This window comes from Pseudomonas sp. S2_C03, from assembly GCF_054668405.1.
Window position 1 is genome coordinate 3,136,795 of sequence record NZ_CP162766.1, and the last position, 22,812, is coordinate 3,159,606.

Consider the following 22,812-nt stretch of genomic DNA (forward strand, 5'->3'; position numbering starts at 1 on the left):
GGGAATGACACCCGCTACCGGGGAAAGTTCATCCCCATTTTCAGGGAAAGCGCTTGAACGACAGACGGACACACGTGCCCTCGCCTTCACGGCTTTCCAATCTGACCGAACCGCCGCAGCGCTCCATGATCCGCTTGACCAGCACCAGCCCAACGCCGAGCCCGCCCTGCTTGGTGGTGAAAAACGGGCGGAAGGCCATTTTGCGCTGCTCCTCGCTCATACCCTTACCGGTGTCGCGAAGGGCGACTTTCACACGGCGGGGATGTCTCGATTCCAGGGTAACCGTTAGCGTCCCGCCCTTGTCCATCGCTTCGAGTGCATTGGCGATCAGGCTGTTGAGGATCTGCGCCAACTGCATCGGCTGGCTCACCACCATTGGCATTTGCTGCGGCTCGAACACCACGTTCACGCAAGCCCTGGCGATCTGCTGCTCGAACGCCTTGAGGCTTTCTTGCAAGACGGCCACCAGGTTCACGGGCTCCGGTTCATCGTGCAAAGGACGCAGGGATTGCAGCAGTTCGCGCACCCATTTCGACATGCGGTCGACCTGGCCAATGATGTCATTGATGTTCTTGTGCGCCGGCCCGCTGTCGAACTCCAGTGCCAGCTCGGCGCTCGAGCGGATGGTCGCCAGGGGATTACGCAAGCTATGGGCCACCGCCGATGACATCTCGCCCAGGGCCACGAAGGTTTCGTTGGTAATCAGTTGCTTTTGTTGTGCCGCCAGTTGCATCGCTGCGCGTCGCACGATCCAGTACAACCCCAAGTAAATCAGCCCGCCCCCCAGGGCTGTCGCCAGCCAGATCAGCACCAGTCCGCGCTGCATGCGTTCGATCAGGTCCTTGGGTTCCTTGTAGATCTCGACCATCGCCGTGACGGTTTTGCCCTCGGCGTCGAACAGTGGAATGTAATTCTCGATGAAGATGTATTCAGGGGTGAAGTGAACTTCTGCTCCATGCGCGCCTTGTCGACATCGTGGTAACTGGCGGACACCGGTGTCTTGAATTCGAAGGCATGGTCCAGGTCTTCATCGGCTTCGATGGTGGTGCCCATCAGCGCCGGGTTGGTCGACCAGATCACCATGCGATCGGGGGCGTAGATGTTGGCCAGGATCACGTCGGGCAAGTGGGCGACATGATCGAGGAATTCGCCCCGGGCATCGGCGCGGGCCAAGGGGTCGATTTCAGGATAGTTGCGATCCTGGCGTGGGTCGAGCAAGTCGCCCATGGTGCGCACATGGGGGATCGAGACGTGGCGCACCTCCGCCGAGGCAATCGCCTGGATGAACTGCGAGGTGAGCAACGCATCGCGCTGAATACTTTCGGTAATCACGAACTTGGTGGAGACCGCGCCCAACGCAATCGCCACGGTGCCGATCACCGCCATGCTGATCAGCGAGAACCAGCGCAACAGATTGAATGGCTGCTTGCGCGAGCGCAGAAGGACGTCGCCCTCCTGATTCTGAAGGGTTTGTGTTGGCATGTTCATGGGCACTGCTTCCTGACCACTTCCCCCTTTTGGTTATAGCCCATGGCCACATTTTTGCCCGGTGCTGGGGATTGGCATCCCTCAATCTTCTGTAGGAGCGAGCATCCCCATCCTTACCCCAATCCTGGGGAAAATCGCCCGTTCCCTGCTTGGACGCGTCAGGCCTTCTCACCCCCAATACCCGACTACCACGGGCCTCTCCTGACACTTTCACGTTGTTGGTATGGAAGTTGCCGAAGCCCCCTCAACTGACCCAACCCCCGGGGGCAGGTCTTCGATAGAGGGAAAACTCATGCACCCTTTACTGTCCAAAACCGCGATCGCCATGATCGTGAGTGCACTGGCCCAAGGCTCTGCCCAGGCCGCGTTGTTTGCTGTGGACCAAGGTCCCTATACGCTTCCCACCGGCAACTTTGCCGCCTGGTATCAGGACACCCACGGTCGTACCCTCGACCTGTGCCTGACCAAGGCTGTCAGTTCCAGGGCCCCTGTCGTGGCGGGCACGCCTGCCTACATGTGCCTGCTGGGTCCCAACCCCGGGATTTTCGACGACACCAAGCCGATGGTATTTCCGGATAACTTCCCCGACGAAGCGTTCTGGTTCACCGGTGACGGCTCCATCGTCGACGCTGCGCGCGGCATCGACCTGACCTACGTCAGCGCCCTGGAAGCCGCCTTCTCCGGCGGCGATCCCAAGGAAGGCGACCAGATCAGCTTCGGCCGTATCCGGATTCGCGTCGACGTGCCCACCCCGGGTATCTACACGATCACTCACCCCTATGGCGTCGACATATTCGACGTGCCTGTCGCTGGCCGCAAAGCGATCAACATGACCCGCGACATCGGTATCGGCTCGCCGAAAACCTATGACGGCGCGCTCAAAAGTGATATCGGCCCATTCCTGCGCAGCACCAACGGTCCTTACACCGAGACCAATCCCGAAACCCAGGCAGTCGAGCAATTTGTCGGCGATCCGAACCTGGAAGAAACCTTCACCGGCAGCCCCTTCAACACCAACTACATTCGCATCGAAGGCCCCAACGGCCTGGACCTGCGCACCACGGTCCTCGCCATATCCGGCAAGTTGTCGACGGTCGCCCGGCCGACCCCGCTGATCACCGAACGCAGCACTTACTCACGCAAGGCTGGCAGCAGTGCCCCGGTGGCTCAGCAGGATGTGTTCGTGCTGGCCCCGCCGCCACCAGCCACCGTGAAGCTGGACAGCAACACGCCGGTGCTCAACCTGACCGAGGCCGACACCACCGGCCATTGGTATGCCCAGTCCGCCACCAACCCGACGCTGCCAACCAGCCTGTCGGTCACGGCGGACAACCACCTGGCCATTTCCACCAGCACAGCGACCACGCGGTCCGCAACGCTGACCGACCTGGTGGTGATCACACAAGCCGAATACAAGCTCAGCAACGGCCAGCTCACCATCGTTGCTTCCAGCAGCGACGAAACTTCGCCACCGGTGTTGACCGCCACCTCCGGCACCGGGGTGGCCATCGGTGCATTGAGTGGTAGCGGTCCTGAGAAAACCCTGTCGACCAACATCACGCCGATTCCACCGGCCAAGGTGCAAGTGACGTCCGCCAATGGCGGCGTCGATATCGAAGACGTGGTCATCGTGCAATGAACGCACTCATGCCCAGATCCGCATCAGGAGGCATCATGAACAAGTGGCCACGCTTCGCACTCAACGCTCTGGGGCTGACAATCTCGCTCTCCGGCACTGCGTTCGCTCAACTCGCCGCCGTCGACCCCGGCCCTTACACCTTCGCCACGGGGAAATTCCCCATGTGGTATCAGGACAATACTGAACTGTCGCTGGAATTGTGCCAGTCACGAGCGACGAGCTCCCGGGCCCCAGGTGCACCCGGCGCACCGGCCTACATGTGCATCCTTAATCCGGAACCGGGGATTTTCGACGACACTCAGCCCATGGTGTTCCCGGACAACTGGCCACCGGAGGCTTTCTGGTTCCTCGCAGAAACCACCATCGCCGATGTCGGCGGTTACGGCGTGGACGCCTACGTGGCGGGGGTCGAAGCAGCCTTCACGGCGGAAAACCCGATCGATGGCGATCAGGCCAGCTTCGCGCGGATTCGCATTCGCGTGAACATTCCCATCGCCGGGACCTATGTGATCACTCACCCCTACGGCAAGGAAACGATCAATGTGCCGACGCCTGGCCGGCGGGTCATCAATGTCACCCGCGACGTCGGCATCGGCGCACCGGGCAACTTCTCCGGTGCGCTCACGGGTGAAGTCGGGCCTTTCCTGCGCGGCGTTGGCGGGTCTTACCCCGAGCTCAACCCGGACACCGGCACCATGGACACGTTCATCGGCGATCCGAACATCTCCGAGGCGGTCACCGGCAGCCCCTTCGGCACCAATTTTCTGCGTATCCAAGGGCCGGCGGGCACCATCGAGACCTCGGCGTTTACCGTCTCCGGCAAAATTCTCGACAGCCGGACACAGACACCGGTGGAAATCGGTCGTGCCACCTATCGACGCAAGTCCACCGGCCCTGGCAGTAGCAGCACCCAGGTGGAAGTCTTTGGCAAATCGCCCAACAGTTCGAGCCTGTGCTTCCGCGAAAGCGTGACACTGATTCCCGGCACGCCTCCATCACCTTGCCTGGTCAACATGATCGGCGACGGACGCGGCCAGTACTTCGCCCAGCACCTCATCAGCAACGGCAACGTGCCGCCAGTGGTGGTGCTCACCGCCAACACCCCGGGCGACGCAACCACCCGGCCAACGGCGGTCTCGAGCAAAGTCACTGACGTCGTGAAAGTCCAGACCGCACGCTACAACTGGAGCAATCACAGCCTGGTCATTGAAGCCACGTCCACCGATGAAGTGAACGTGCCTGACATGGTTGCCCAAGGTTTCGGACGCTTGTCGAAACAAGGCCTATTGCAGAAACTCACCGTCGCCGACCTGACTCAACCACCGGCCACCGTGACGATCAAATCCTCGGCCGGCGGCAGCGACACCGAACCCGTCGTGGTGGTCGGCACCGCGCCGGACAGCGGCGAGAACCAGGCGCCGATCGCCAACGCGGACAGCGGCAGCACCAGCTTCGGCGTGCCGATCACCCTCAACCTGTTGACCAACGACAGCGACCCGGACGGCAACACGCCGCTGGCCATCACCGCGCTGACCCAACCGGAAACCGGGCAAGGTACCGTGACGCTGAGCGGCACCACTGCGGTGGTCTACACCCCACCGGCAGTGGTCAATTCGCCACTGACCACGACCTTCACCTACAAGGCGCAAGACGTCAAAGGCCTGGCTTCCACCACGGCCGCGACCGTGACCATCACCGTGGCACCGAACCAGGCGCCAACGGCCGTGGCTGACAGCATCGCGACCCTGGGTGTGTCCGTGCCGATCAACGTGTTGACCAACGACACCGATCCGGAAGGCAACCTGCCGCTCGGGGTGGCCAGTTTCACTCAACCGGCAGCAGGCCGAGGCACCGTCACCAGCAATGGCACGGTCCTGACCTATAACCCACCGGCGACCGTGACGACCGCCTTCACCACAACCTTCACCTACTTCGCGCGGGACAGCTTCGGCGCCGTGTCGACAGCCCCGGCGACGGTAACCGTGCAAGTCTCGCCACGGCCAGCGGCAGAAACCTTTGCCGTGACGGCGGCCACCGTGACCGCACGTTCCAACAACCGCTTCACCTGGGACCTCAGCGGGACCTCATCGGTGACCACCGGCAACACCATCACCATCCAGGTCACTACCCCGACCGGGCTGCAAACACTGGGCACCACCACGGTGCCGGTGACCGGGCGCTGGCGGCTGACGGTGAACAACACGACAACAGTGGTCCCGTCGGCCAACCCGACCGCCACCATCACCTCGTCCCAAGGCACCGTGCGCACCGTGCAAGTGATCTCCAACTGAGCCCGCGCCCCATCGGCCACCCGGCTGATGGGGCCCTTTCACTCAAAAGGACAAGACCATGAAAACGTCAACCGCCGCCCTGCTCTGCCTGCTTCTGCTTTGCAGCGGCGCAGGCGCGAGCGGCGCCGACGATTTGATGGAAAACGACGATCTGGGCCCCGGTGCCGATCTGGGCGAGTTACCGACGCCCATTGGCCAACAGGCACTGATCAACCAGAACGGCCAGGCCAACGTGGCGTTGGTGCAACAGAACGGCCAGTCGTTGCTCGGCACCATCGTCCAGTCGGGCAGCAATCAGGAAGCGTTCATCCTGCAGCAAGGCAGCGACCTGATGGCGATGATCACCCAGCAAGGTTATGGCAATGCCGCTTCGATCACCCAGACCGGCAGCCAGAACCGCGCGCAGATTTCCCAAAACGGCAATAACAACGACGCCAGCATCGACCAGGCCGGCACGGGGCTTTCCAGCGCCGTGAACCAGTCGGGAAATGGCATGAGCGTTTCGGTCAAACAATACCGCTAAAGCACTGCATCATCCTGGAGGTTTCATCATGTTCAAACTGACGCCCCTTACCGCCGCCATCCTGGTCATGGTCAGTGCCCAGGCCATGGCCGACGACAGCCAGTCCACCCAGAACCAGAACGGTACCGCCAACGTTGCCGACGTCAAGCAGACCAAGGCCTCGTTCAGCTCCGCGACCCAACAGCAACTGGGCCAAGGCAACGACGCCGCTGCCGTGCAGGACACGGCCACCGGCACCATCGAGCAGAACCAGGTCGGCGACTACAACGCCGGTTACGCCGAGCAGTTGTTCGAGGACAACAGCAAGATCACCCAGCAGCAGACCGGCGCCTTCAACACCGCCCATGCCAGCCAGTCGATCGGCGTCGGTGGCGGCGAAGTGCTGCAGCAGCAGGAAGGCACCGGCAACTTCTCGTTCGTCTATCAGGACAGTCAGGAAAGCACCAGTGGCCAGACCTACCAGTTCGGTGACGGCAATGACGCCAACATCGAACAGATCCAGCTCGGCACCGCCAACAACGCGGTGATCATCCAGTACGGCAGCGGCAACTACGGTACCGCCGAACAGGTCTTCCACAATGGCGGCCAGATCAACATCAACCAGGCGGGCAGCACCAACTACGCCTACGGCGACCAGCGCAACGGCGAAGGCGGCACTCTGACCATCAACCAGTTCGGTGACGGCAACGGCACCGAAGTCTGGCAGGACACCCAGCTCGCCAGCCAGGCCACCGTCAACCAGTCGGGCGTGAGCAACGAAACCGTGGTCGACCAGAGCTTTGGGGAAAACAACGTCGCCCAGGTGTTCCAGGTCGGTGACCTCAACGCCATCTATGCCGACCAGTTCGAGTCCATTGGCTCCAGCCTGGCGCTGTACCAGACCGGCGTGGGCAATGTGCACTTCACCTATCAGAACGGCGACGGTCATTCGCTCACGGCGACCTCGGTGGGTAACGACAACAAGGTCTACGCCAGCAACTGGAAAGGCCCGCAAAAAGGCGGCCAGTTCGGCAGCAACCAGCGCGCCACCGTCAACCAGAACGGCAACGGCAACACCGCCAACCTCACCCAGGACGGCGTCAGCAATATCATGACCACCTTCCAGGGAGGATCTGGCAACAAGACCACAGTCGTCCAGGCTGACAGCTTCAACGAGCTGTACTTCGAGCAGAACGGCACCGACAACATCCTCGTCGCCGACCAGCGCGGCACTGCCAACCTGGCCATGGGCAACAGCAACGGCATGAACAACACCACCAACTTCACCCAATCGGGCACCGGCAACGAGGCCTACACCAGCCAGAGCGGCGACGACAACATGATCACCGTCAAACAGGCCGATACCATGAACGTGGCGTACGTCACCCAGGGCGGCACCGGCAACACTGCCAACGTCGACCAGAGCGGTACGACGCAGATGGCAACCGTTCAACAGATGGGGATGGATAACCGGGCGACCGTGATGCAGCAGTGAGCGCGAGGCAAGGAAAACCGCGACCCTGGTGAGGGTCGCGGTTTTTTTTCGTCTGGGGGCCCTGTAGGAGCGAGCTTGCTCGCGATCGTCGTTAACGATGACGCTGGCTGCCTGGATGCCCGCGGTGCCTGGGCTACCATCGCGAGCAAGCTCGCTCCTACAGGGGGGTGGTTGGTGCGGGCATTATTGGCGTCGATAGTTACCATCATTTGAATGAAGTTCTCATAAAAAATCTGCGGCGTAACATCAGCTCCATACCAACCAATAACACCCCGGAGCACACCATCATGAAACGCCAAACTCTTCTCAGCATCGCTTTCTCGGTTTTCGCAGTTAACGCTTTTGCCGCTACCGCCGCTCACCCGGTGGTTGCCGAAGGTGGTTCGGATCGCTTGATCGAACGCCGTGTAGCCGAAGGTGGTTCGGATCGCCTGATCGAACGTCGCGTAGCCGAAGGTGGCTCTGATCGTCTGATCGAACGCCGTGTGGCTGAAGGTGGCTCTGACCGTCTGATCGAACGCCGTGTGGCTGAAGGTGGCTCTGACCGTCTGATCGAACGCCGTGCCGTATGAAGCATGGCTCAACCGCAACGCCCAACAAAAAGCCCGGCCTGAACAGCCGGGCTTTTTTGTACCTGTCGGGGGACCTGTAGGAGCGAGCTTGCTCGCGATGCAAGCCCAGGCACCGCGGGCATCCAGATACCCAGCGTTATCGTTAACGACCATCGCGACGGTTCGACGCCTCGACAAGCTCGCTCCTACAGGGGATCCAGGTTATCCAGCGCGCGATTCACTGCCAGGTCAGCCAGCATGATGATTTGCTGGATGCCCAACAACATGCTGCGCTGCGGCCCGTCCACGAACACCGAGAGATCGCCGGCCATGATGCTCGCCGAGGCCAGGGATTCGCAGGCGCTGGCCAACAGAGTTTCAGTGTCGATGTCAGGGGCAATGAGAAACAGGGTACTGGGGGTGTGGGGTGATGCGCACTTCAGCAGCGCAGGATCGAAACCCAGCTCGTCCACTGGCTCGTTTGGTGAGGATGATTCGGGGGGATTTGGCGTTACCTTGGGCATGGTGAAGCTCCTTGATCAATGGAGTCGCCACGTGTTGCTGCTAAACAAGTGGGTGGCAACTGTACGCGGGTTAGCAGACCAGGGATCAAGGAACCCGGCGCACCGAAGTGCCCCACGCACAGTCACCGTAACGAGGTGTGCTGGCGTGCCTTGAAATTGTCCAGGCTGCTAAACCCGTTCGCTGAATGGGCAGCGACAGGGGAACGGTAAAGCCAGGAGACAAGGCACACAAGCCAGCGGATTCTGGCGTAGTTGTAGGCAAAGGAGCAAGGTGAGGCCATTGCGGAAAGCTCCTACGGAAACAGGTTCTGTAGGAGCGAGCCTGTCGAGGCGTCGAACCGTCGCGATGGTCGTTAACGATGACGCTGGCTGCCTGACACCCAACGGTGTCTGGGCCTCCATCGCGAGCATGCTCGCTCCTACAGGGGGATGTGGTTGGCGCGGGCATTATCGGCGTCGATAGTTACCATCAGCTCAATGAAGTTCTCATAAAAATTGTGCGGCGTAACATCAGCTCCATACCAAACAACTACACCCCTTGGAGCACACGATCATGAAACGCCAAACTCTTCTCAGCATCGCTTTCTCGGTTTTCGCAGTTAACGCTTTTGCCGCTACCGCCGCTCACCCGGTGGTTGCCGAAGGTGGTTCGGATCGTCTGATCGAACGCCGCGTAGCTGAAGGTGGTTCGGATCGTCTGATCGAGCGTCGTGTGGCTGAAGGTGGTTCCGACCGTCTGATCGAACGCCGCGTAGCTGAAGGTGGCTCTGACCGTCTGATCGAACGCCGTGTGGCTGAAGGTGGCTCTGACCGTCTGATCGAACGCCGCGTAGCCGAAGGTGGCTCAGATCGTCTGATCGAACGCCGCGTAGCCGAAGGTGGCTCAGATCGTCTGATCGAACGCCGTGCCGTATGAAGCATGGCTCAACCGCAACGCCCAACAAAAAGCCCGGCCTAATCAGCCGGGCTTTTTTGTACGTGCCGGGGGTCCTGTAGGAGCGAGCTTGCTCGCGATGGTCGTTAACGATGACGCTGGCTGCCTGACACCCAACGGTGTCTGGGCCTCCATCGCGAGCATGCTCGCTCCTACAGGGGGATGTGGTTGGCGCGGGCATTATCGGCGTCGATAGTTACCATCAGCTCAATGAAGTTCTCATAAAAATTGTGCGGCGTAACATCAGCTCCATACCAAACAACTACACCCCTTGGAGCACACGATCATGAAACGCCAAACTCTTCTCAGCATCGCTTTCTCGGTTTTCGCAGTTAACGCTTTTGCCGCTACCTCTGCTCAGCCAGTTGTTGCTGAAGGTGGCTCTGACCGTCTGATCGAACGCCGCGTAGCTGAAGGTGGTTCGGATCGTCTGATCGAACGCCGCGTAGCTGAAGGTGGTTCGGATCGTCTGATCGAGCGTCGTGTGGCTGAAGGTGGTTCGGATCGTCTGATCGAACGCCGTGTGGCTGAAGGTGGTTCGGATCGTCTGATCGAACGTCGCGTTGCTGAAGGTGGCTCTGACCGTCTGATCGAACGCCGCGTAGCCGAAGGTGGCTCAGATCGTCTGATCGAACGCCGTGTAGCCGAAGGTGGCTCTGATCGTCTCATCGAACGCCGTGTAGCCGAAGGTGGCTCGGATCGCCTGATCGAACGCCGTGCCGTATGAAGCATGGCCCCCGCGCAACACCCAACAAGAAGCCCGGCCTAATCAGCCGGGCTTTTTGTACGTGCCGGGGGTCCTGTAGGAGCGAGCTTGCTCGCGATCGTCGTTAACGATGACGCTGGCTGCCTGGATGCCCGCGGTGCCTGGGCTACCATCGCGAGCAAGCTCGCTCCTACAGGGACTCAAAGTGACCCGCGGTAAGAGCGGAACCATAAGCGGCCGTTACCGCAGAAATGGATATGTACTAGGTCGAAAGCCGCCATCGCGGGCAAGCCCGCTCCCACAGGGGATTGGGCTCATTCCTCTTCCTCGGGCACGACTTTGTTCTGCGTCAGGTACCGATCCAGCGTTTCATTCTGCACCGAGTTGTCCCCCGCCACCTGCCACAAATGCCGCTCGATCCCCTGGGCCAGCAAATGCCCCACCGCCGCTTCAATCGCCGACAGCACACACAATTGCGCCGGTTCGTTGGTGGTATAGCCGACTTCGGCCTCGAGCAGTTTCTTGAACTCGATGAACTTGAACACTCCGGCACTGCGGCCGACCGAGTAGATGGTCTTGCTGGTCATGACGTTCGCCAGCACCTGGCCGCTGCGCACGTCCACGGCGCGCAGGTTGACGGTGACCTGGTCCACGCGATATTCGCGGGAGATGTCGATGCCCAGGTAGCGCGCCCCTTCACCGCCGCTCTTGACGTTGGTGTCGTAGGCGATGATCCCGCCTTCGAGCATCATGTTCGCCGCTTGCAACGGTGGCAGTTCCGCCTGGATGTTCACCGGGGTGTTGGGCTTTTTCTGCGAGGCGCGAATGATCTTGCGCTCGGTCAACAGGTTCTGCAGCCCTTCGCGCTCGAGCACCACGAACCAGCCGCTGGCCTGCAACGCGTCCATCAGCATGCTCGCCGCGCCCTGGGTCACGCTGGTGGAAAACGAGCTGGCCGGGGTCGGTTTGTATTGTCCGGTCTGGTCGCGGAAACCATACACCACCGCCATCAGCCTGCCCTTGGGGCGCGGCATGTTGATCAGGTCGTAGTAAGTGGACGCCCTTGGGGTGAGCGTCGGGGTTTCGGTGTCCTGTTCGGCGCCGATCGGCTCACGCAGACTGCACCCTTGTAATGCCGCCAATATCAGCCCTAGCACTATTATTTTTTTCATGTCCATCACTCCCCATCAAGCACATCCCCATCAAGGGGCCAGGCCACTCACCTTGATTTCCGAGACTTCACCCGTGGCCCTGTCCGTCACCTCGATGGTCAGTTGCCCGGAGTCGTCGATGACGTTGACGATGAAAGCGTCGGTGGTCAGGCTTCCGGTGTTGCCCGCTGAGATGTTGTCCAGCAGTTGCCCGAGCAGACGTGATTGCAACTGGCTGGAGAAACGCTCCAATGCCGATGTGCCGGCTGCCGAAGTGCGTTTTTTCAAGTCGGGATCGTCGTAGTCGTTCTGCGCCTGGGCATTGTTGAGCAACCACGTGCCGTTCAATGGGTTGCCGCCAAACGACGGGTTGATGGGCGTGTAGACCAGTTCCGTGGCGTGCGCCAGGCTGCAACCTGCAAGCCCGAGCAGGCAAAGGCCGGCCCGTGAAAGCACTGAACGTTGCGAGAAGTTTGTTGTTTTCATAATTCGTCCCTCTCAAGGTCCGTTGTGTCCTGCAACATGGCTTCCAGCTTGCGCTGGACGATCTGCCCGCGTACCCAGTCGGCGGCGTCGTACGCCTCTTCCTTGAGTTCCACGGTGTTCGGCGGCAGGAACCGCCGGTAAACCAGGCGCTGCTGAAATTCCACGGTGACCAGGGCGCCCCATCGCGCCGAAGGTCGTTCGCGCACCACCAGGTTGAAATCCATCGGGCTGGTGGCACGCAGGCGTTCACTGAACGAGTAGTAAAAGTCGTGGCCGATGTGCGAGATCGTGTCATCGACGATGAAGCCCATCATTTCGTCTTCTTCGCCGGCCGGGGCGGCGGCACTCGCCAGCATCATGATCAGCGCCAGGCAAAACCGGTTCATGGCTGCAACCCCTGTGGCGATTTGGCCTGGCCCTTGCCGGCGCCTGCTGCGCCGTCGAGGAAGGCTTTCTCGGCGACGAACTGCCAGTCCTTGTAGCTCGCCATACCCGCGAAGTCCGACCACTGGGTGGGGAAATTGTCCTGCTTCAACGGCTTGTCCGTGGAGGCGCTCGTCAGGCCGGTGATGCGCCCGTCAAAACCGCGCATCAGGACCCATTCGCCACCGGTGACCGGGTCCGGGTAGAGCTGCCGCAAATGATGCTTGGGGTTGGGAAAACGCTCGTCCTGCAACAGGTCCTCAAGGGCTTTTGGGTACTGCGCCAGCCCAGGCGAGGATCGGTAGTAGCTGCGCAGGGCCTGGGCGTACTGGGTGCCGACCCACAGCAACTGGCGCTCGCGGTCGCGACGCGACGCGGTGGACCACAACTCGGCGGCACTGGCCAGGCCCATCCCCATTACCATGACCAGAAACAACACGCCCAGGTACGTGAAGCCGCTTTCGCCGGCAGGCTTACCACTCGGAATAAAGGCTGCCATCACGCGCCCTCCCTGTGGCACCGCTTTTGATATCGGCGACCCCGCCCTGCACGCCATCCGGCGGAGCGACCAGCACCCAGACGTCCTTGCGCTCGGCAATCGGGTCCATCGGCGGGTTGCGCAGATAACGCTGCTCCACCAGTTGATCAAGCGAGTCGGGATAGCGCCCCGTGTCGCCGTAGTAGTGATCCAACGCTTCGCGCATCGCCGCCAGGCTCTGGCGCAAGGTGGTTTCCTTGGAGGTTTCCAGGCTGTTGAAATAACGGGGCATGGCGATGGTCATCAGGGTGGCGATGATTGCCATGACCACCATCAGTTCCAGCAAGGTAAAACCCTTCTGCCGACGCATGATTCACCACTCCCGATACGCAATGCCGTTGAGACCCTTGCCGCGGGCCTTCGAATACACATCAAAGATGTCTTCGCCTTCGCGGGGGTTCTGCGCCGAGCTGTCATAGCTGCGCACACCCCAGCCACCTTCATCGTCGCGTTTGACCGTGGCCAGCGGGTCGCGGGGAATACGGCGCAGGAAGTAGAACTTGGCGCCCTTGGCGCTGCGCACATCGCGCACGCCGTCCACCAGTACCTTGAGGTTTGGTGGATAACCGCTGCTGTTCAGCGACTTCTCGATATAGCCGGCGTCAAAGGCACGCTTGTAGGCGTCGATGGCATCGCGGATCTGATACAGCGCGGACCGTAACTCCTGTTCCTTGCCACGGCGTACCACGGTCTCGGTCAGCGGCGCAGCCATGCTCGCGAGCATGCCGATCAGCGCCAGCGTCACCACCACTTCGACCAGGGTAAAACCGCGTTGCGAGGCGTTCATGATCAAGGCTTCTCGATAAAGACTTGGGTCGAGGTCGCTGCCACGGGGCGGTCGAGTCGATCCGCGGGGCCTGTGGTCACGGTCGTCTGCATGCCGCGATCCGGCGCCTGGATGTGCATGCTGGTTTCAGTGCCAGTGGTAAACTCCATGTCCGATGGGCTCTGATACGGCAGGTTGCGCACCACGCGTGGAGTGATCGACAGCACCAGCTCGGATTTGCTGACGTTATCCTTGTTGCTGCCGAACAACCGGCCCAGCCCCGGGATGTCGCCCAGGCCCGGGATCTTGTTGCCGGTGGCGCCGTGGTCGTTGCGCATCAAGCCGGCCAGTATCTGGGTTTCGCCGTCGTGAAGACGCAGGGTGGTCTGCGCGTTGCGGGTGTCGACCTGGACCGGAATCGTGCCCTGGCGGGTCGGTTCCAGAGGCGTGGCGTTACTGACTTCGAGGGCGATCTTGATCGCCACTTCGTTGTTCAGGTGCACAGTGGGCTGCACTTCCAGTTTCAGACCGACGTCCAGGTATGTCACGCTTTCAGTGATTACCGGTCCCTGGGTGGACGGCACTGAGGTGGCGCTGATGATCGGCACACGCTGGCCGATGTGGATGCGAGCCTGTTCGCGGTTGCTCACGCGGATGGTCGGGCTGGCCAGGGTGTTGATATCGTTGTCCTGGGCGTTGATCTTGGCCTGGGGCGACGGGTTGATGGTGATCCGGCTGGAGTCGATGCCCTTGAGCTGATCGAGCAAGGTCACCGGCGAGCCGTCGCTGTTGATTACGCCAAAGGTGTTGGGCCATTGCAGGCCGAGGTCGAGAATCCGTTGAGTGGCGACTTCCATCACCTCCACTTCAAGCACCACTTCAGGGTTGGACTGATCCTGGGACTGCAGGAGTTTTTCGGCCATGCGGATCGCGTCCTCGGTGTCGCGCATGGTCAAGGTGTTAAGGCGTTCGTCGACGAACACATCGCGGGTCTTGAGCATGGTCTTGACCATGTTCAGCGCGGTGTTGGCGTCAATGCTGGTCAGGTAGAAGGTGCGCATCACCAGTTCCTGGTAATCCTTGAGCTTCTGCGGTGAGTCCGGGTAGATCAGCAGGGTATTTTCGTTCACCACTTTCTGGTGCAACTGGTTCTGTTGCAGCAGCAGTTCCACGGCGTCCTCGATGCGCACGTCACGCACGAAGATCGTGGCTTTCATGTCCGGACGCAGGTCCTTGTCGAAGATGAAATTGAGGCCGGCGACCTGGGACAGCACTTCAAAAATGGTTTTCAGATTGGCATCGCGAAACTCCAGGGTCACCGGCCGATCCAGGCGAGTGCGCAACTGGGGGTACTGGATGACGTTGCGACTCTGCACCAGGCGGATGTTGCCTTGCAGTTCCAGGGCACCGGCGTTTTGCGGGTCAAGCTCAAGGATCTGTTTGATCTGCCGATCGGCGCCGTAAATGTCGCCGCGACGCAGATCGCCACGGGCCAGTTCGAGTTTTTCGTCCATGCTGCGCAGGTATTCGAGCTGGCGCAGGGAGTCCTGGGCGCGGCGATTGTTCGGCTCAATGGTCAACACCCGGCTGTAGCTGGTGCGGGCCGAGGCGAAGTCACGGCGGGCGCGATCGGTGTCGGCGTCGGTCAGCAACGCGTTGATGGCCTTGACTCGCTGGGTGTTGAGCGCCATGTGCAGTTCGGTGTCACGTGGGTTTTCCCGCAGCCCTTCCTGGATCCGCGCCAGTCCGGCTTCGTACTGCCCTTGGTCGATCAAGTCGGCAGCTTCCTTGTTGGCCACTTGCGCGGAACTGCACGCGGCCAGCGCAACGTAAAGGCCAAGGCTCATCAGCGAACGGATTGTGTTCATGGCGCGCTCCCCACAGACAAGGTCTGGGACAAATGCATCGGCAGGTAGACCAGGTTCAGCTCGGCATCGGTAATGCCTTCGAGCCGCCAGGTGTCGTCGATCACATCCCCTTTGCGTACGACGTATATTTTTTCGCCGCTCTGCAAAAACACCTGCAGATCGGAACGGTCATCCAGCCGGCCAACGAACTGGAACGGCATCGGCGGTACAGTGGGGGCCTGCACCACCGGGGTCATGTTGACGGGCTGCTCGACCACACTGGCCAGGGTGGGTGCGGCCTTCCAGCTGCGGGCGGTGAACAGGTCACCTGCCGGGCTCAAGTCCTTGATCACCGCCGCTTTGTGCTTGCCTGTGGCGTCCGGCGAGGCAACACGGGGATTGCCGCTGGCAGTCGTAGCGGTCACCGCGAGCGTTTCATCGCCCTCCTCGGCCGGCATCCAGTATCCGGGCAACCAGGCCAGCGCCGCTGCGACGCCCAGGAAACCTGCCCAACCTGCTGCGCGCTTGGTATTCATCATGACCTCGACAGATAAAGGGTCAGGCGGATCCGTCCGGTCAGGTCGGTGTCAGCGATTTTCTTGCGCTGGAACTCCACGTCCTCCACCACCACTGCCGGCAACTGGCCCAGCAAGGCGTGCAGGAAGCGCCGAAGTTGCGGGTAGCTGCCCCGCACCGGCAGCAGGATCTGGTAGCGCGCCAGATGGGTCTTGGGGTCGACGCCCAGGGAATATTCACCACGGGCCAGGGTGATGCGTTCCTGCGCTGCCAGCGCGTAGATCCTGTCGATGGCGACAGTGGCCTGGGGCTGCGCCGGCAGCTTGCTGCGAAAGTCATCGAGTTGCCGTTGCGGCACCACCGGGGCCGCAATACTCCCCTCCTCGACCCTGGCCAGATACTCGCGCGCTTCCTGGGTTTGCACGCTGAGCTGTTGCAACGACTGCCAGTGCGGCAGCAGGCCCAGCAGGCCGTACCCCAGCGCCAATAGCAGCAACACCGCCCCGGCCAGGCCCGGAACGCCCAGACCGTGCAGGTATTCGTGGACGATCAGTCTAGGGATTCGCATCGCCAATCTCCCAGGTAGCCGACAGGTTGAATTGCACCGGATGTTCCGGCACGTTGGCCACGATTTCGTGGCTGAGCAGCGACACATCGGACAGCTCGTCACTGGCTTCAAGGTTGCGGTGGAAATCCAGCATCGCCTCCAGGTCTTTCGCCTCGGCGCTGATCCGCACCTGGCCCTTGCGCGCGTCGGGAGTCAGGGTCAGCAAGGCGATGTCGGTGCGCGGCATGGTCTCCAGCATGGCGAACAGGCTTTCCCAGGGCCGGCGCAACTGCTGCGAAACCTTGCGCATCTCGGCCAGGTTCTGCGCCTGTTCTCGGGTCTCGGCCGGGGTCAGGCTGACCCTGGTTCCGTTATCGCCGGTCAGCACGCGCTGGGTTGTTTGCAGATGGCCTTGCTGTTGCTCGACCTGTTCACCCAGGCGCTGCGAGATCACCAGGCAGCTCAGCGCCAGCACGCCGCCCAGCACCAGCAGGGTCCAGCCCAACGGACCCGAGCGCCGGCGTGGTTGAAAATCCAGATTAAGAGTGCGCATCTCAGGCCACCGCCCGGGACATGACGTACAGGCAATCGCGTACGGGTGTCCGGCCTTCTTCGAGGGTGCGCAACTGCACGTCGGGCAAGTCCGGTTGTACGTCGACGCGGGCCGGGGCATGCAGATAGACGCTCAGCGGCCGCTCACTCGTGCACGCCTGCAACTGGCATTCACGGGCAATCAGTGCGGTCAACGCGGCGTCGCTGTCGCTGCTGCCCACCGAGCGCACCGAGCTCCAGCGCTGCTCGCGATGCAGCAGCAACACACTGCGCACCGGTTCAGCGACCACGAACAAGAAGTCGCCACCGGCCAGGCTTTTGTCGAAATGATTGAACGCCGCCATCAGATAGGGCTGCACCGAGCGCAGGCGCAGACTTCGGGCACGGACCAGGGTGCGCAGCCGAGTCAGCAGGTCTTCGGGCAAGGCGCTGGCGATGCGGTCATGGCCGGCCGGTTCCGCCGAGATCACCAGGTTCCAGGCTTGGCTGGGCGCGCCGTAGAGGTCTTCGAAACACAGTTGCGCAAAGCCGAGCAATTCGCTTGGGCTGCTGATCTGCTCGCTCCAGGGCACCAGGCAGAACCGGCTGAAGTGCCCGGAAACCACGACGCTCAACTCGGCACCGGCGCGGGTGTGGTCCGCCAGCAAGTGGTCGAGGGTGTCCAGCGCCACGGCCCATGCCTTGAAGCCTTCGTCGATGAACCCGACGCTGCCCAGCCACAGGGTTTCGCTGCCTCGGCGCTGGCCGAGGCCGACACCACTGGCGCCGATGACGGCGACATAACGCTCACGAGATAAAAGTGACACGATTGATCTCCTCGAGAGTGGTCCGGCCTTGTTGCACCAGTTCCAGGGCTGACTCACGCAACAGGCGCAAGCCACGTTTGCAGGCGTGGGCCTTGATTTTCGCAATCGGCTGGCGCTCGACGATCATCTGCCGCAACTCGTCGTCCAGGTGCAGCAACTCGGCGATAGCGCTGCGTCCGCGATAGCCGGTGCCACGGCAATGCCCGCAACCCTTGCCCTGCACGAAGTGGTAGCGAGCCGCCTGCTGCTCATCGAGGCCGGAGGCTTCCAGCTCTTCAACGCCGGGGATGTAGGGGCTGCTGCAGCTGCTGCAAACCAGTCGAATCAAACGTTGCGCCAGCACCGCATTGAGCGCGGACACCAGGCTGTAGGGGTCGATTTCCATCTGGGTGAAACGACCGATCACGTCGAACACGTTGTTGGCGTGGATGGTGGTAAATACCAGGTGCCCGGTGAGCGCCGATTGCACGGCGATCTGCGCGGTGTCCGGGTCACGGATTTCACCGACCATGATCTTGTCCGGGTCATGGCGCAGGATCGAGCGCAAACCCCGAGCGAAGGTCAGGCCCTTTTTTTCGTTGACCGGGATTTGCAGCACGCCCGGCAACTGGTACTCCACCGGGTCTTCGATGGTGATGATCTTGTCCACGCCGTGGTTGATCTCGGTGATCATCGCGTACAGCGTGGTGGTCTTGCCGCTCCCGGTCGGTCCGGTCACCAGCACCATGCCGTAGGGCTCGGCCGCTAGGCGGCGCAGTTGGCGCAGGGTTTCCTCTTCGAAGCCCAGGGCCTGCAACTGCACGCCGCAGACCTTGTCGGCCAGGTCCTGTTTATCGAGCACCCGCAGGACCGCGTCCTCGCCGAAGATGCTTGGCATGATTGACACCCGGAAGTCGATCTGGCGGCCATTGATGCCGATCTTGAAACGACCGTCCTGGGGCACGCGTTTCTCGCCGATGTCCAGTTCAGCCATGACCTTGACCCGCGAAATCACCTGTTCGGCAAACTCGTTGCCCTGGATCTTGCTGATATTGTTGAGCACACCGTCGATGCGGTACTTGATCACCAGGCCGCTGCCGGTGGTGCCCAGGTGAATGTCACTGGCGTGCATTTTCAGCGCGTCGTACAGGGTCGAGTTGACCAGTTTCACCACAACGCTCGCGTCCTCGCTGATGCTGGTCAGCGACAAGCTTTGCAGGGTGTCGGTTTCCGTGTTGGCATCGGCCTGGGCGTTGAGCGACTCCACGGCGTGGAAGCTCTCTTCGTGGCGCGCCAGGTAGGCTTTCAGGTCGTCGGCATGCACCAGGTACAACGGCGCGCCGTGCAGGCAGTCGTCGATCCAGGCCAGGCGTGCGGTGTCGAAGGGGTCGGCAAACACGCCTATGACCGCTTCATCGTGGCGCAGCAGGATGAATTCGCGCTTGAGGCATTGGGCCAGGGTGACCCGGTCGAACACCGGGGTGGCCGAAAACAGAGTGTCGGTGTCGAGCACCGGGTAATGCAGCGTCGCGCCCAGGCGCTGGATGAAGGGCATGGGTGCCAGTTCGCACAACACCCCGAGGGCTTCGAGCATCCGCTCGCCGGAACTGGCGGACAGCGTCCGGGCCTGGGCCAGTTGCTCACTGGAAAAACGCGATGGCGGGCATTCCAACTGCGCCGGTTCGACGGCAAGGGATAGACGGTCCATGGCTTGCTCTCCAACGCCGGGGCCCTTGAGCCCTGTCGACGCGGCGAGCAATTACGGTGTGACCGGAACGGCTTGTCGCGCCACTATTCCCCGGTGAGCAATTGTTCGTCGTCTGGTGCCTTGGAGGTCGAACTTCGTCGGCGATCCACCAGCACCCAACTGCCGTCGTACAACTGCAGCGGGAAACTCTCTTTCCTGCTCTGGCGTCGTTCGACAAAACCTTCGGATGTACTTACCGCCATGTTGGGTTCGCGCTGCATGCCCAGAAGGTCGCACACCGCTCGGGCCAGTTCCGCCATCGGAAACGGCTTGAACAGGATATGGCTGACTCCCAGTTGGTGCGCCCGTTCGCAGACTTCGGCGGTCGGGTGCCCGGTGATCAACACAAAATGACAATTCCTGTTCTGGCGGATCGCTTCGAGCGCTTCAAAACCTTCCATATCAGGCAAGCGGTAATCGAACACCACCACATCGGGGGCAAACTGTTCGGCTTCGCCGATACCCGTCGCACCGTCATGGGCAATCCGAACGTCCAGTTCCTGCACCTGAAGGTAATCCTTGAGGTTTTGGGCAAGAAGCTGTTCGTCTTCAACAACCAGTACTTTGTTTAACAAGGTGGACTCCTTGAAACCGCAGGTCCGATTTCCGAGCCTGATGGAGTGCGCGCCTTGATAGGGCTAACGCACACTTCATGCCAGGCTGAGCGCCGGTTATTTCACCGCCGTATCCCGTTGAATTGCTTCGAATAATGTTTTCGTCCAGGCACCCTTTCCCCCAAAGGCGGGGAAGCGCACGAATGGTCGCCGAAGCTTTTCCCCCACTATTGGGGGGCCAATCCTCAGTCGCCGTCAATCCTTTGGATCCGATTGCTGGAGCGCAACTGCGCAAGCGCCTGTTGACGAACCTGGACTTGTCGCTGTCGGGCAAGGTACGCCCTGACCATTTCAAGCCCCTGCGATTCTGAGACATCGGCCGCCTCCAAGTGGTTCTGTAAATAAATCAAATGCCATCCGAGGGGAGTGCGAACCGGCTCACTCACTTGCCCAGGCTTGAGCGCAAAAGCGGCCGTTTCGAACGTCGGCATCATGCGGCCACGGGGGAAATAGCCCAGCTCGCCACCGGCGCCGGCACTGGCGTCTTCGGAGCCGGTACGGGCCACACTGGCGAAGTCCGCGCCCCGGCTGATTTGCGACTTCATCTCTACCAAGCGTAGTCGTGCGGCTTCGACTGCGGTGGCATCGGCACCCTGTGCGACCTTGATCAGGATGTGACGCGCCTGCACGGTCTCAGGCTGGCTCATTTCGCTGCGGTGATCGTCAAAGAACGCACGAACCTCTGTCTCGTCAGGCGGGGCGACCTGCGTCAGTTGCGCGAACGTTTGCTGCGCAGCGAGTTCATGGCGGGTGTACTCGGCAAATCCGGCCTCGTCGAAACCGGCGTCCTCCAGGCGGCGGGCGAACTTCTCGGCTCCGCCCATGGCGTCGCGCATCTGCTCAACCTGGCGCTGCACGGCGGCATCGCTGATGACCACCCCGCGCTTGATCGACTCCTGCCACAGCAGCTCGCGGTCGATCAAAGCGTCCAGCGCTTTCTGGCGCAGTTGTTTGTAGGCCTTGGGATTACGGATGCTGCCCAATGCCCGGCCCTGGTCTTCCAGGTACTCGGCGAAATAACGCTCGAAACGCAGCGCCGAAATCTCCTGATCGTTGACCTTGGCCACTGCGGGCCCATTGCTGGCCAACACCGCCGGCAACCAACAGGTCAGGACCATCAACAGCAGTCTGGACTTCATGATCAAGGCCTCCGCTCAGGGTGTCGCCATCACAGGCTTATAGGGTGCAACCAGGTAAAAACGCTGGTCCGGCAGGTCTACAGTGACGATATGCGCACCGCTCAAGCCCAGGCGCCGGCCGGGCCCGAAGCTGATCAGCGGGGTCAGCCCGGTGTCGAAGTCATGCAGGCCTTCGAGTGCGTTGATCAGTTTTTCGCGGCTGGCATCGCGCCCCGCCTGCTTCATGCCTTCGCTCAACAGCAGCATCGAACTGAATGCGCCGACCTGCAGCACCGCGTGCTGGCCGCCGAGCCCCTGCTGTTCGCGCACCTGGGTCAGGGCCAGGCGCCCGGCCTGGGTCCAGTCGCTGGGTACGAATGGATAGGACAGGAACACGCGGCGGGAAAAACCGCTGGGCACTTGCAGCAGGTCGCCTGCCACCTGATTCGAGGTAGCGAAGAGGTAAGGCACCTGCCCTGCCGTTTCCAGGCGCGCGGCAAACCGGGTGAAGTCCTCGCCGCAGCCCAGGTAGAACACCGAGCGCGACCCCAGCGGCAGTTGGTCTTGCGTCGGGCCGTAGGGGTTGACGCTGACGTTCTGCCAGCCGCGCTGGTGCAGGTATTGGCCGAGATTTTGCGCCGCCTGCTGCTGGCCGGACTCGTCGGGGTAGGTGATCAGCGTCGGGCCTTGAAGCACGCGCAAACTGTCGGTGGCGTAATCAGCCAGGGCGAAGAGTTGTTCGCGCAGCCCCGGCATGGGTTCGAAAATCTGCCGACTGGTTTGCGCCGAGCCCTGCAACGACACCGGGCCAATCAACGGGATACCGGCCTTTTCCAGGCGTGCAACGAGTTGCGAATCGAGCGCCGGGGCCAGCGGTGCAATCAGCGCGAACACCTGTTCCTGGTCAATCAGTTGATCCAGCGCAGCCTCCGCACTGGCCAGGTCAGGCCCCGGGTCGAGGATCGTCAGGCGCAACTGCCGACCATGTATGCCGCCCGCCTTGTTGATCCGCGCGATGCTGCCGTTGAGCACCGCCGCCACCGTCGCGCCCTCCTCCGCCAGCAGGCCGGCCCCCGGCAGCAAGGTGCCCAGATGCAGGCTGTCAGGGGTCAGGCCGGGGTCTCGCTCATCGGCGAGGCGCTTGAGGTAGGCAGTCAGATTGCGCTGATCGCTCATCGACAGCACGAAGCGCGGCATCGCCAGGTCGAGACGATTGTTGCCGGGGTCCCTTCCCTCTTGCACGGCCCGCGCCAGCGTTTGGTCGGTGTAGGCCGGATAATCGCGGCCATTGACCTGCTGCTGGCCATGGCTGCTGGTCAACCGGGACCAGCTCAGGTCCGGCGGTCGCACGCCGCCCTCGGGCCGACCCAGACCATCGGCGCCATGACAATTGGCACATGGCAGGCTCGTGGCCGGCAGCACCATGTTCGCCGCCCCGACCCGCGCCATGATCGGCTCGCCACTCTCCGATTTCCCTTCGCGATACAACCGCTTGCCGGCATTTTCGCTGGGGGTCAACGGCAACGCGTGAGCGCTCAGGGCAAGGCCGCAGCAAATCAACAGGCCGAGGATGACGGGGGTTTTCATGGCGC

General features: G+C 61.7%; 23 protein-coding genes and 1 pseudogene. 7 read left to right on the forward strand and 17 right to left on the reverse strand.

Annotated elements, in window-relative coordinates:
- Nucleotides 1-40 precede the first annotated feature (40 nt).
- Nucleotides 41-1,488, reverse strand: a pseudogene (locus tag AB4N64_RS14305) (sensor histidine kinase).
- Nucleotides 1,489-1,780: 292 nt separating this feature from the next.
- On the opposite strand from AB4N64_RS14305, the gene AB4N64_RS14310 reads away from it, so the two are divergent.
- The 5 genes from AB4N64_RS14310 (at nt 1,781) to AB4N64_RS14330 (ending at nt 7,987) form a co-directional block, all read left to right on the forward strand.
- Nucleotides 1,781-3,127, forward strand: a complete 1,347-nt coding sequence (locus tag AB4N64_RS14310; RefSeq protein WP_460126503.1) for a hypothetical protein — start codon at nt 1,781-1,783, stop codon at nt 3,125-3,127.
- Nucleotides 3,128-3,162: 35 nt separating this feature from the next.
- On the forward strand, nt 3,163-5,418 hold the full coding sequence (locus AB4N64_RS14315) for an Ig-like domain-containing protein (RefSeq protein ID WP_460126504.1): 2,256 nt from the start codon (nt 3,163-3,165) through the stop codon (nt 5,416-5,418).
- Nucleotides 5,419-5,476: 58 nt separating this feature from the next.
- Nucleotides 5,477-5,941: a curlin gene (locus AB4N64_RS14320; protein ID WP_460126506.1), complete on the forward strand. Its 465-nt coding sequence runs from the start codon at nt 5,477-5,479 to the stop codon at nt 5,939-5,941.
- 28 nt (nt 5,942-5,969) lie between these two features.
- Entirely contained in the window at nt 5,970-7,415 is a 1,446-nt protein-coding gene (locus tag AB4N64_RS14325; RefSeq protein WP_460126507.1) for a curlin, read from the forward strand.
- Nucleotides 7,416-7,702: 287 nt separating this feature from the next.
- The gene (locus AB4N64_RS14330; protein WP_460126509.1) at nt 7,703-7,987 is read left to right on the forward strand and encodes a hypothetical protein; all 285 of its coding nucleotides are present in this window, start codon (nt 7,703-7,705) and stop codon (nt 7,985-7,987) included.
- 185 nt (nt 7,988-8,172) lie between these two features.
- Here the strand turns inward: AB4N64_RS14330 and AB4N64_RS14335 are convergent, their stop codons facing one another.
- Nucleotides 8,173-8,490: a DUF6124 family protein gene (locus AB4N64_RS14335; RefSeq protein WP_368554010.1), complete on the reverse strand. Its 318-nt coding sequence runs from the start codon at nt 8,488-8,490 to the stop codon at nt 8,173-8,175.
- Between the two features lie 553 nt (nt 8,491-9,043).
- Between AB4N64_RS14335 and AB4N64_RS14340 the strand changes: the two genes are divergently transcribed.
- Together AB4N64_RS14340 and AB4N64_RS14345 are read left to right on the forward strand one after the other, a co-directional pair.
- The gene (locus tag AB4N64_RS14340) at nt 9,044-9,406 is read left to right on the forward strand and encodes a hypothetical protein (RefSeq protein WP_460126511.1); all 363 of its coding nucleotides are present in this window, start codon (nt 9,044-9,046) and stop codon (nt 9,404-9,406) included.
- Nucleotides 9,407-9,710: 304 nt separating this feature from the next.
- Nucleotides 9,711-10,151, forward strand: a complete 441-nt coding sequence (locus AB4N64_RS14345; protein WP_368559208.1) for a phage infection protein — start codon at nt 9,711-9,713, stop codon at nt 10,149-10,151.
- A gap of 293 nt (nt 10,152-10,444) precedes the next feature.
- Here the strand turns inward: AB4N64_RS14345 and AB4N64_RS14350 are convergent, their stop codons facing one another.
- The 15 genes from AB4N64_RS14350 to AB4N64_RS14420 all read right to left on the reverse strand — a co-directional run bounded on the left by AB4N64_RS14350 (nt 10,445) and on the right by AB4N64_RS14420 (nt 22,807).
- Nucleotides 10,445-11,302 (reverse strand): CsgG/HfaB family protein, encoded by an 858-nt coding sequence (locus AB4N64_RS14350; protein WP_460126513.1) that lies wholly within the window; start codon nt 11,300-11,302, stop codon nt 10,445-10,447.
- Between the two features lie 30 nt (nt 11,303-11,332).
- Nucleotides 11,333-11,767 (reverse strand): curli assembly protein CsgF, encoded by a 435-nt coding sequence (locus AB4N64_RS14355; protein WP_460126515.1) that lies wholly within the window; start codon nt 11,765-11,767, stop codon nt 11,333-11,335.
- Complete coding sequence (gene csgE / locus AB4N64_RS14360; RefSeq protein WP_460126517.1) at nt 11,764-12,153, reverse strand: curli production assembly/transport protein CsgE; 390 nt, start codon at nt 12,151-12,153, stop codon at nt 11,764-11,766. Before csgE ends, AB4N64_RS14355 begins: the two co-directional genes overlap by 4 nt.
- Nucleotides 12,150-12,689, reverse strand: a complete 540-nt coding sequence (locus tag AB4N64_RS14365; RefSeq protein WP_460126519.1) for a type II secretion system protein — start codon at nt 12,687-12,689, stop codon at nt 12,150-12,152. Before AB4N64_RS14365 ends, csgE begins: the two co-directional genes overlap by 4 nt.
- Nucleotides 12,664-13,038 carry a type II secretion system protein gene (locus AB4N64_RS14370; RefSeq protein ID WP_460126521.1) on the reverse strand — a complete coding sequence of 125 codons (375 nt, stop codon included), beginning with the start codon at nt 13,036-13,038 and terminating at the stop codon, nt 12,664-12,666. The genes AB4N64_RS14365 and AB4N64_RS14370 overlap by 26 nt, the downstream gene beginning before the upstream one ends.
- Nucleotides 13,039-13,041: 3 nt before the next feature.
- Entirely contained in the window at nt 13,042-13,515 is a 474-nt protein-coding gene (locus tag AB4N64_RS14375; protein ID WP_460126522.1) for a type II secretion system protein, read from the reverse strand.
- Nucleotides 13,516-13,517: 2 nt separating this feature from the next.
- Nucleotides 13,518-15,362, reverse strand: a complete 1,845-nt coding sequence (locus AB4N64_RS14380) for a secretin N-terminal domain-containing protein (protein WP_460126524.1) — start codon at nt 15,360-15,362, stop codon at nt 13,518-13,520.
- A complete protein-coding gene (locus AB4N64_RS14385; protein ID WP_460126526.1) occupies nt 15,359-15,877 on the reverse strand; it encodes a hypothetical protein in 519 nt (172 codons plus the stop codon). Before AB4N64_RS14385 ends, AB4N64_RS14380 begins: the two co-directional genes overlap by 4 nt.
- Nucleotides 15,877-16,425: a GspMb/PilO family protein gene (locus AB4N64_RS14390; protein ID WP_460126528.1), complete on the reverse strand. Its 549-nt coding sequence runs from the start codon at nt 16,423-16,425 to the stop codon at nt 15,877-15,879. Before AB4N64_RS14390 ends, AB4N64_RS14385 begins: the two co-directional genes overlap by 1 nt.
- Entirely contained in the window at nt 16,412-16,957 is a 546-nt protein-coding gene (locus AB4N64_RS14395; protein WP_460126530.1) for a PilN domain-containing protein, read from the reverse strand. The genes AB4N64_RS14390 and AB4N64_RS14395 overlap by 14 nt, the downstream gene beginning before the upstream one ends.
- Before the next feature lies 1 nt (nt 16,958).
- Nucleotides 16,959-17,762, reverse strand: a complete 804-nt coding sequence (locus AB4N64_RS14400) for a hypothetical protein (RefSeq protein ID WP_460126532.1) — start codon at nt 17,760-17,762, stop codon at nt 16,959-16,961.
- Nucleotides 17,743-19,449: a GspE/PulE family protein gene (locus AB4N64_RS14405; RefSeq protein ID WP_460126534.1), complete on the reverse strand. Its 1,707-nt coding sequence runs from the start codon at nt 19,447-19,449 to the stop codon at nt 17,743-17,745. The genes AB4N64_RS14400 and AB4N64_RS14405 overlap by 20 nt, the downstream gene beginning before the upstream one ends.
- Nucleotides 19,450-19,532: 83 nt before the next feature.
- The gene (locus tag AB4N64_RS14410; protein WP_460126536.1) at nt 19,533-20,063 is read right to left on the reverse strand and encodes a response regulator; all 531 of its coding nucleotides are present in this window, start codon (nt 20,061-20,063) and stop codon (nt 19,533-19,535) included.
- A 224-nt stretch (nt 20,064-20,287) separates the two neighbouring features.
- Nucleotides 20,288-21,241 carry a peptidylprolyl isomerase gene (locus AB4N64_RS14415; RefSeq protein WP_460126537.1) on the reverse strand — a complete coding sequence of 318 codons (954 nt, stop codon included), beginning with the start codon at nt 21,239-21,241 and terminating at the stop codon, nt 20,288-20,290.
- 15 nt (nt 21,242-21,256) lie between these two features.
- Nucleotides 21,257-22,807 carry a cytochrome c/ABC transporter substrate-binding protein gene (locus tag AB4N64_RS14420; protein WP_460126539.1) on the reverse strand — a complete coding sequence of 517 codons (1,551 nt, stop codon included), beginning with the start codon at nt 22,805-22,807 and terminating at the stop codon, nt 21,257-21,259.
- Between the last annotated feature and the right edge of the window lie 5 nt (nt 22,808-22,812).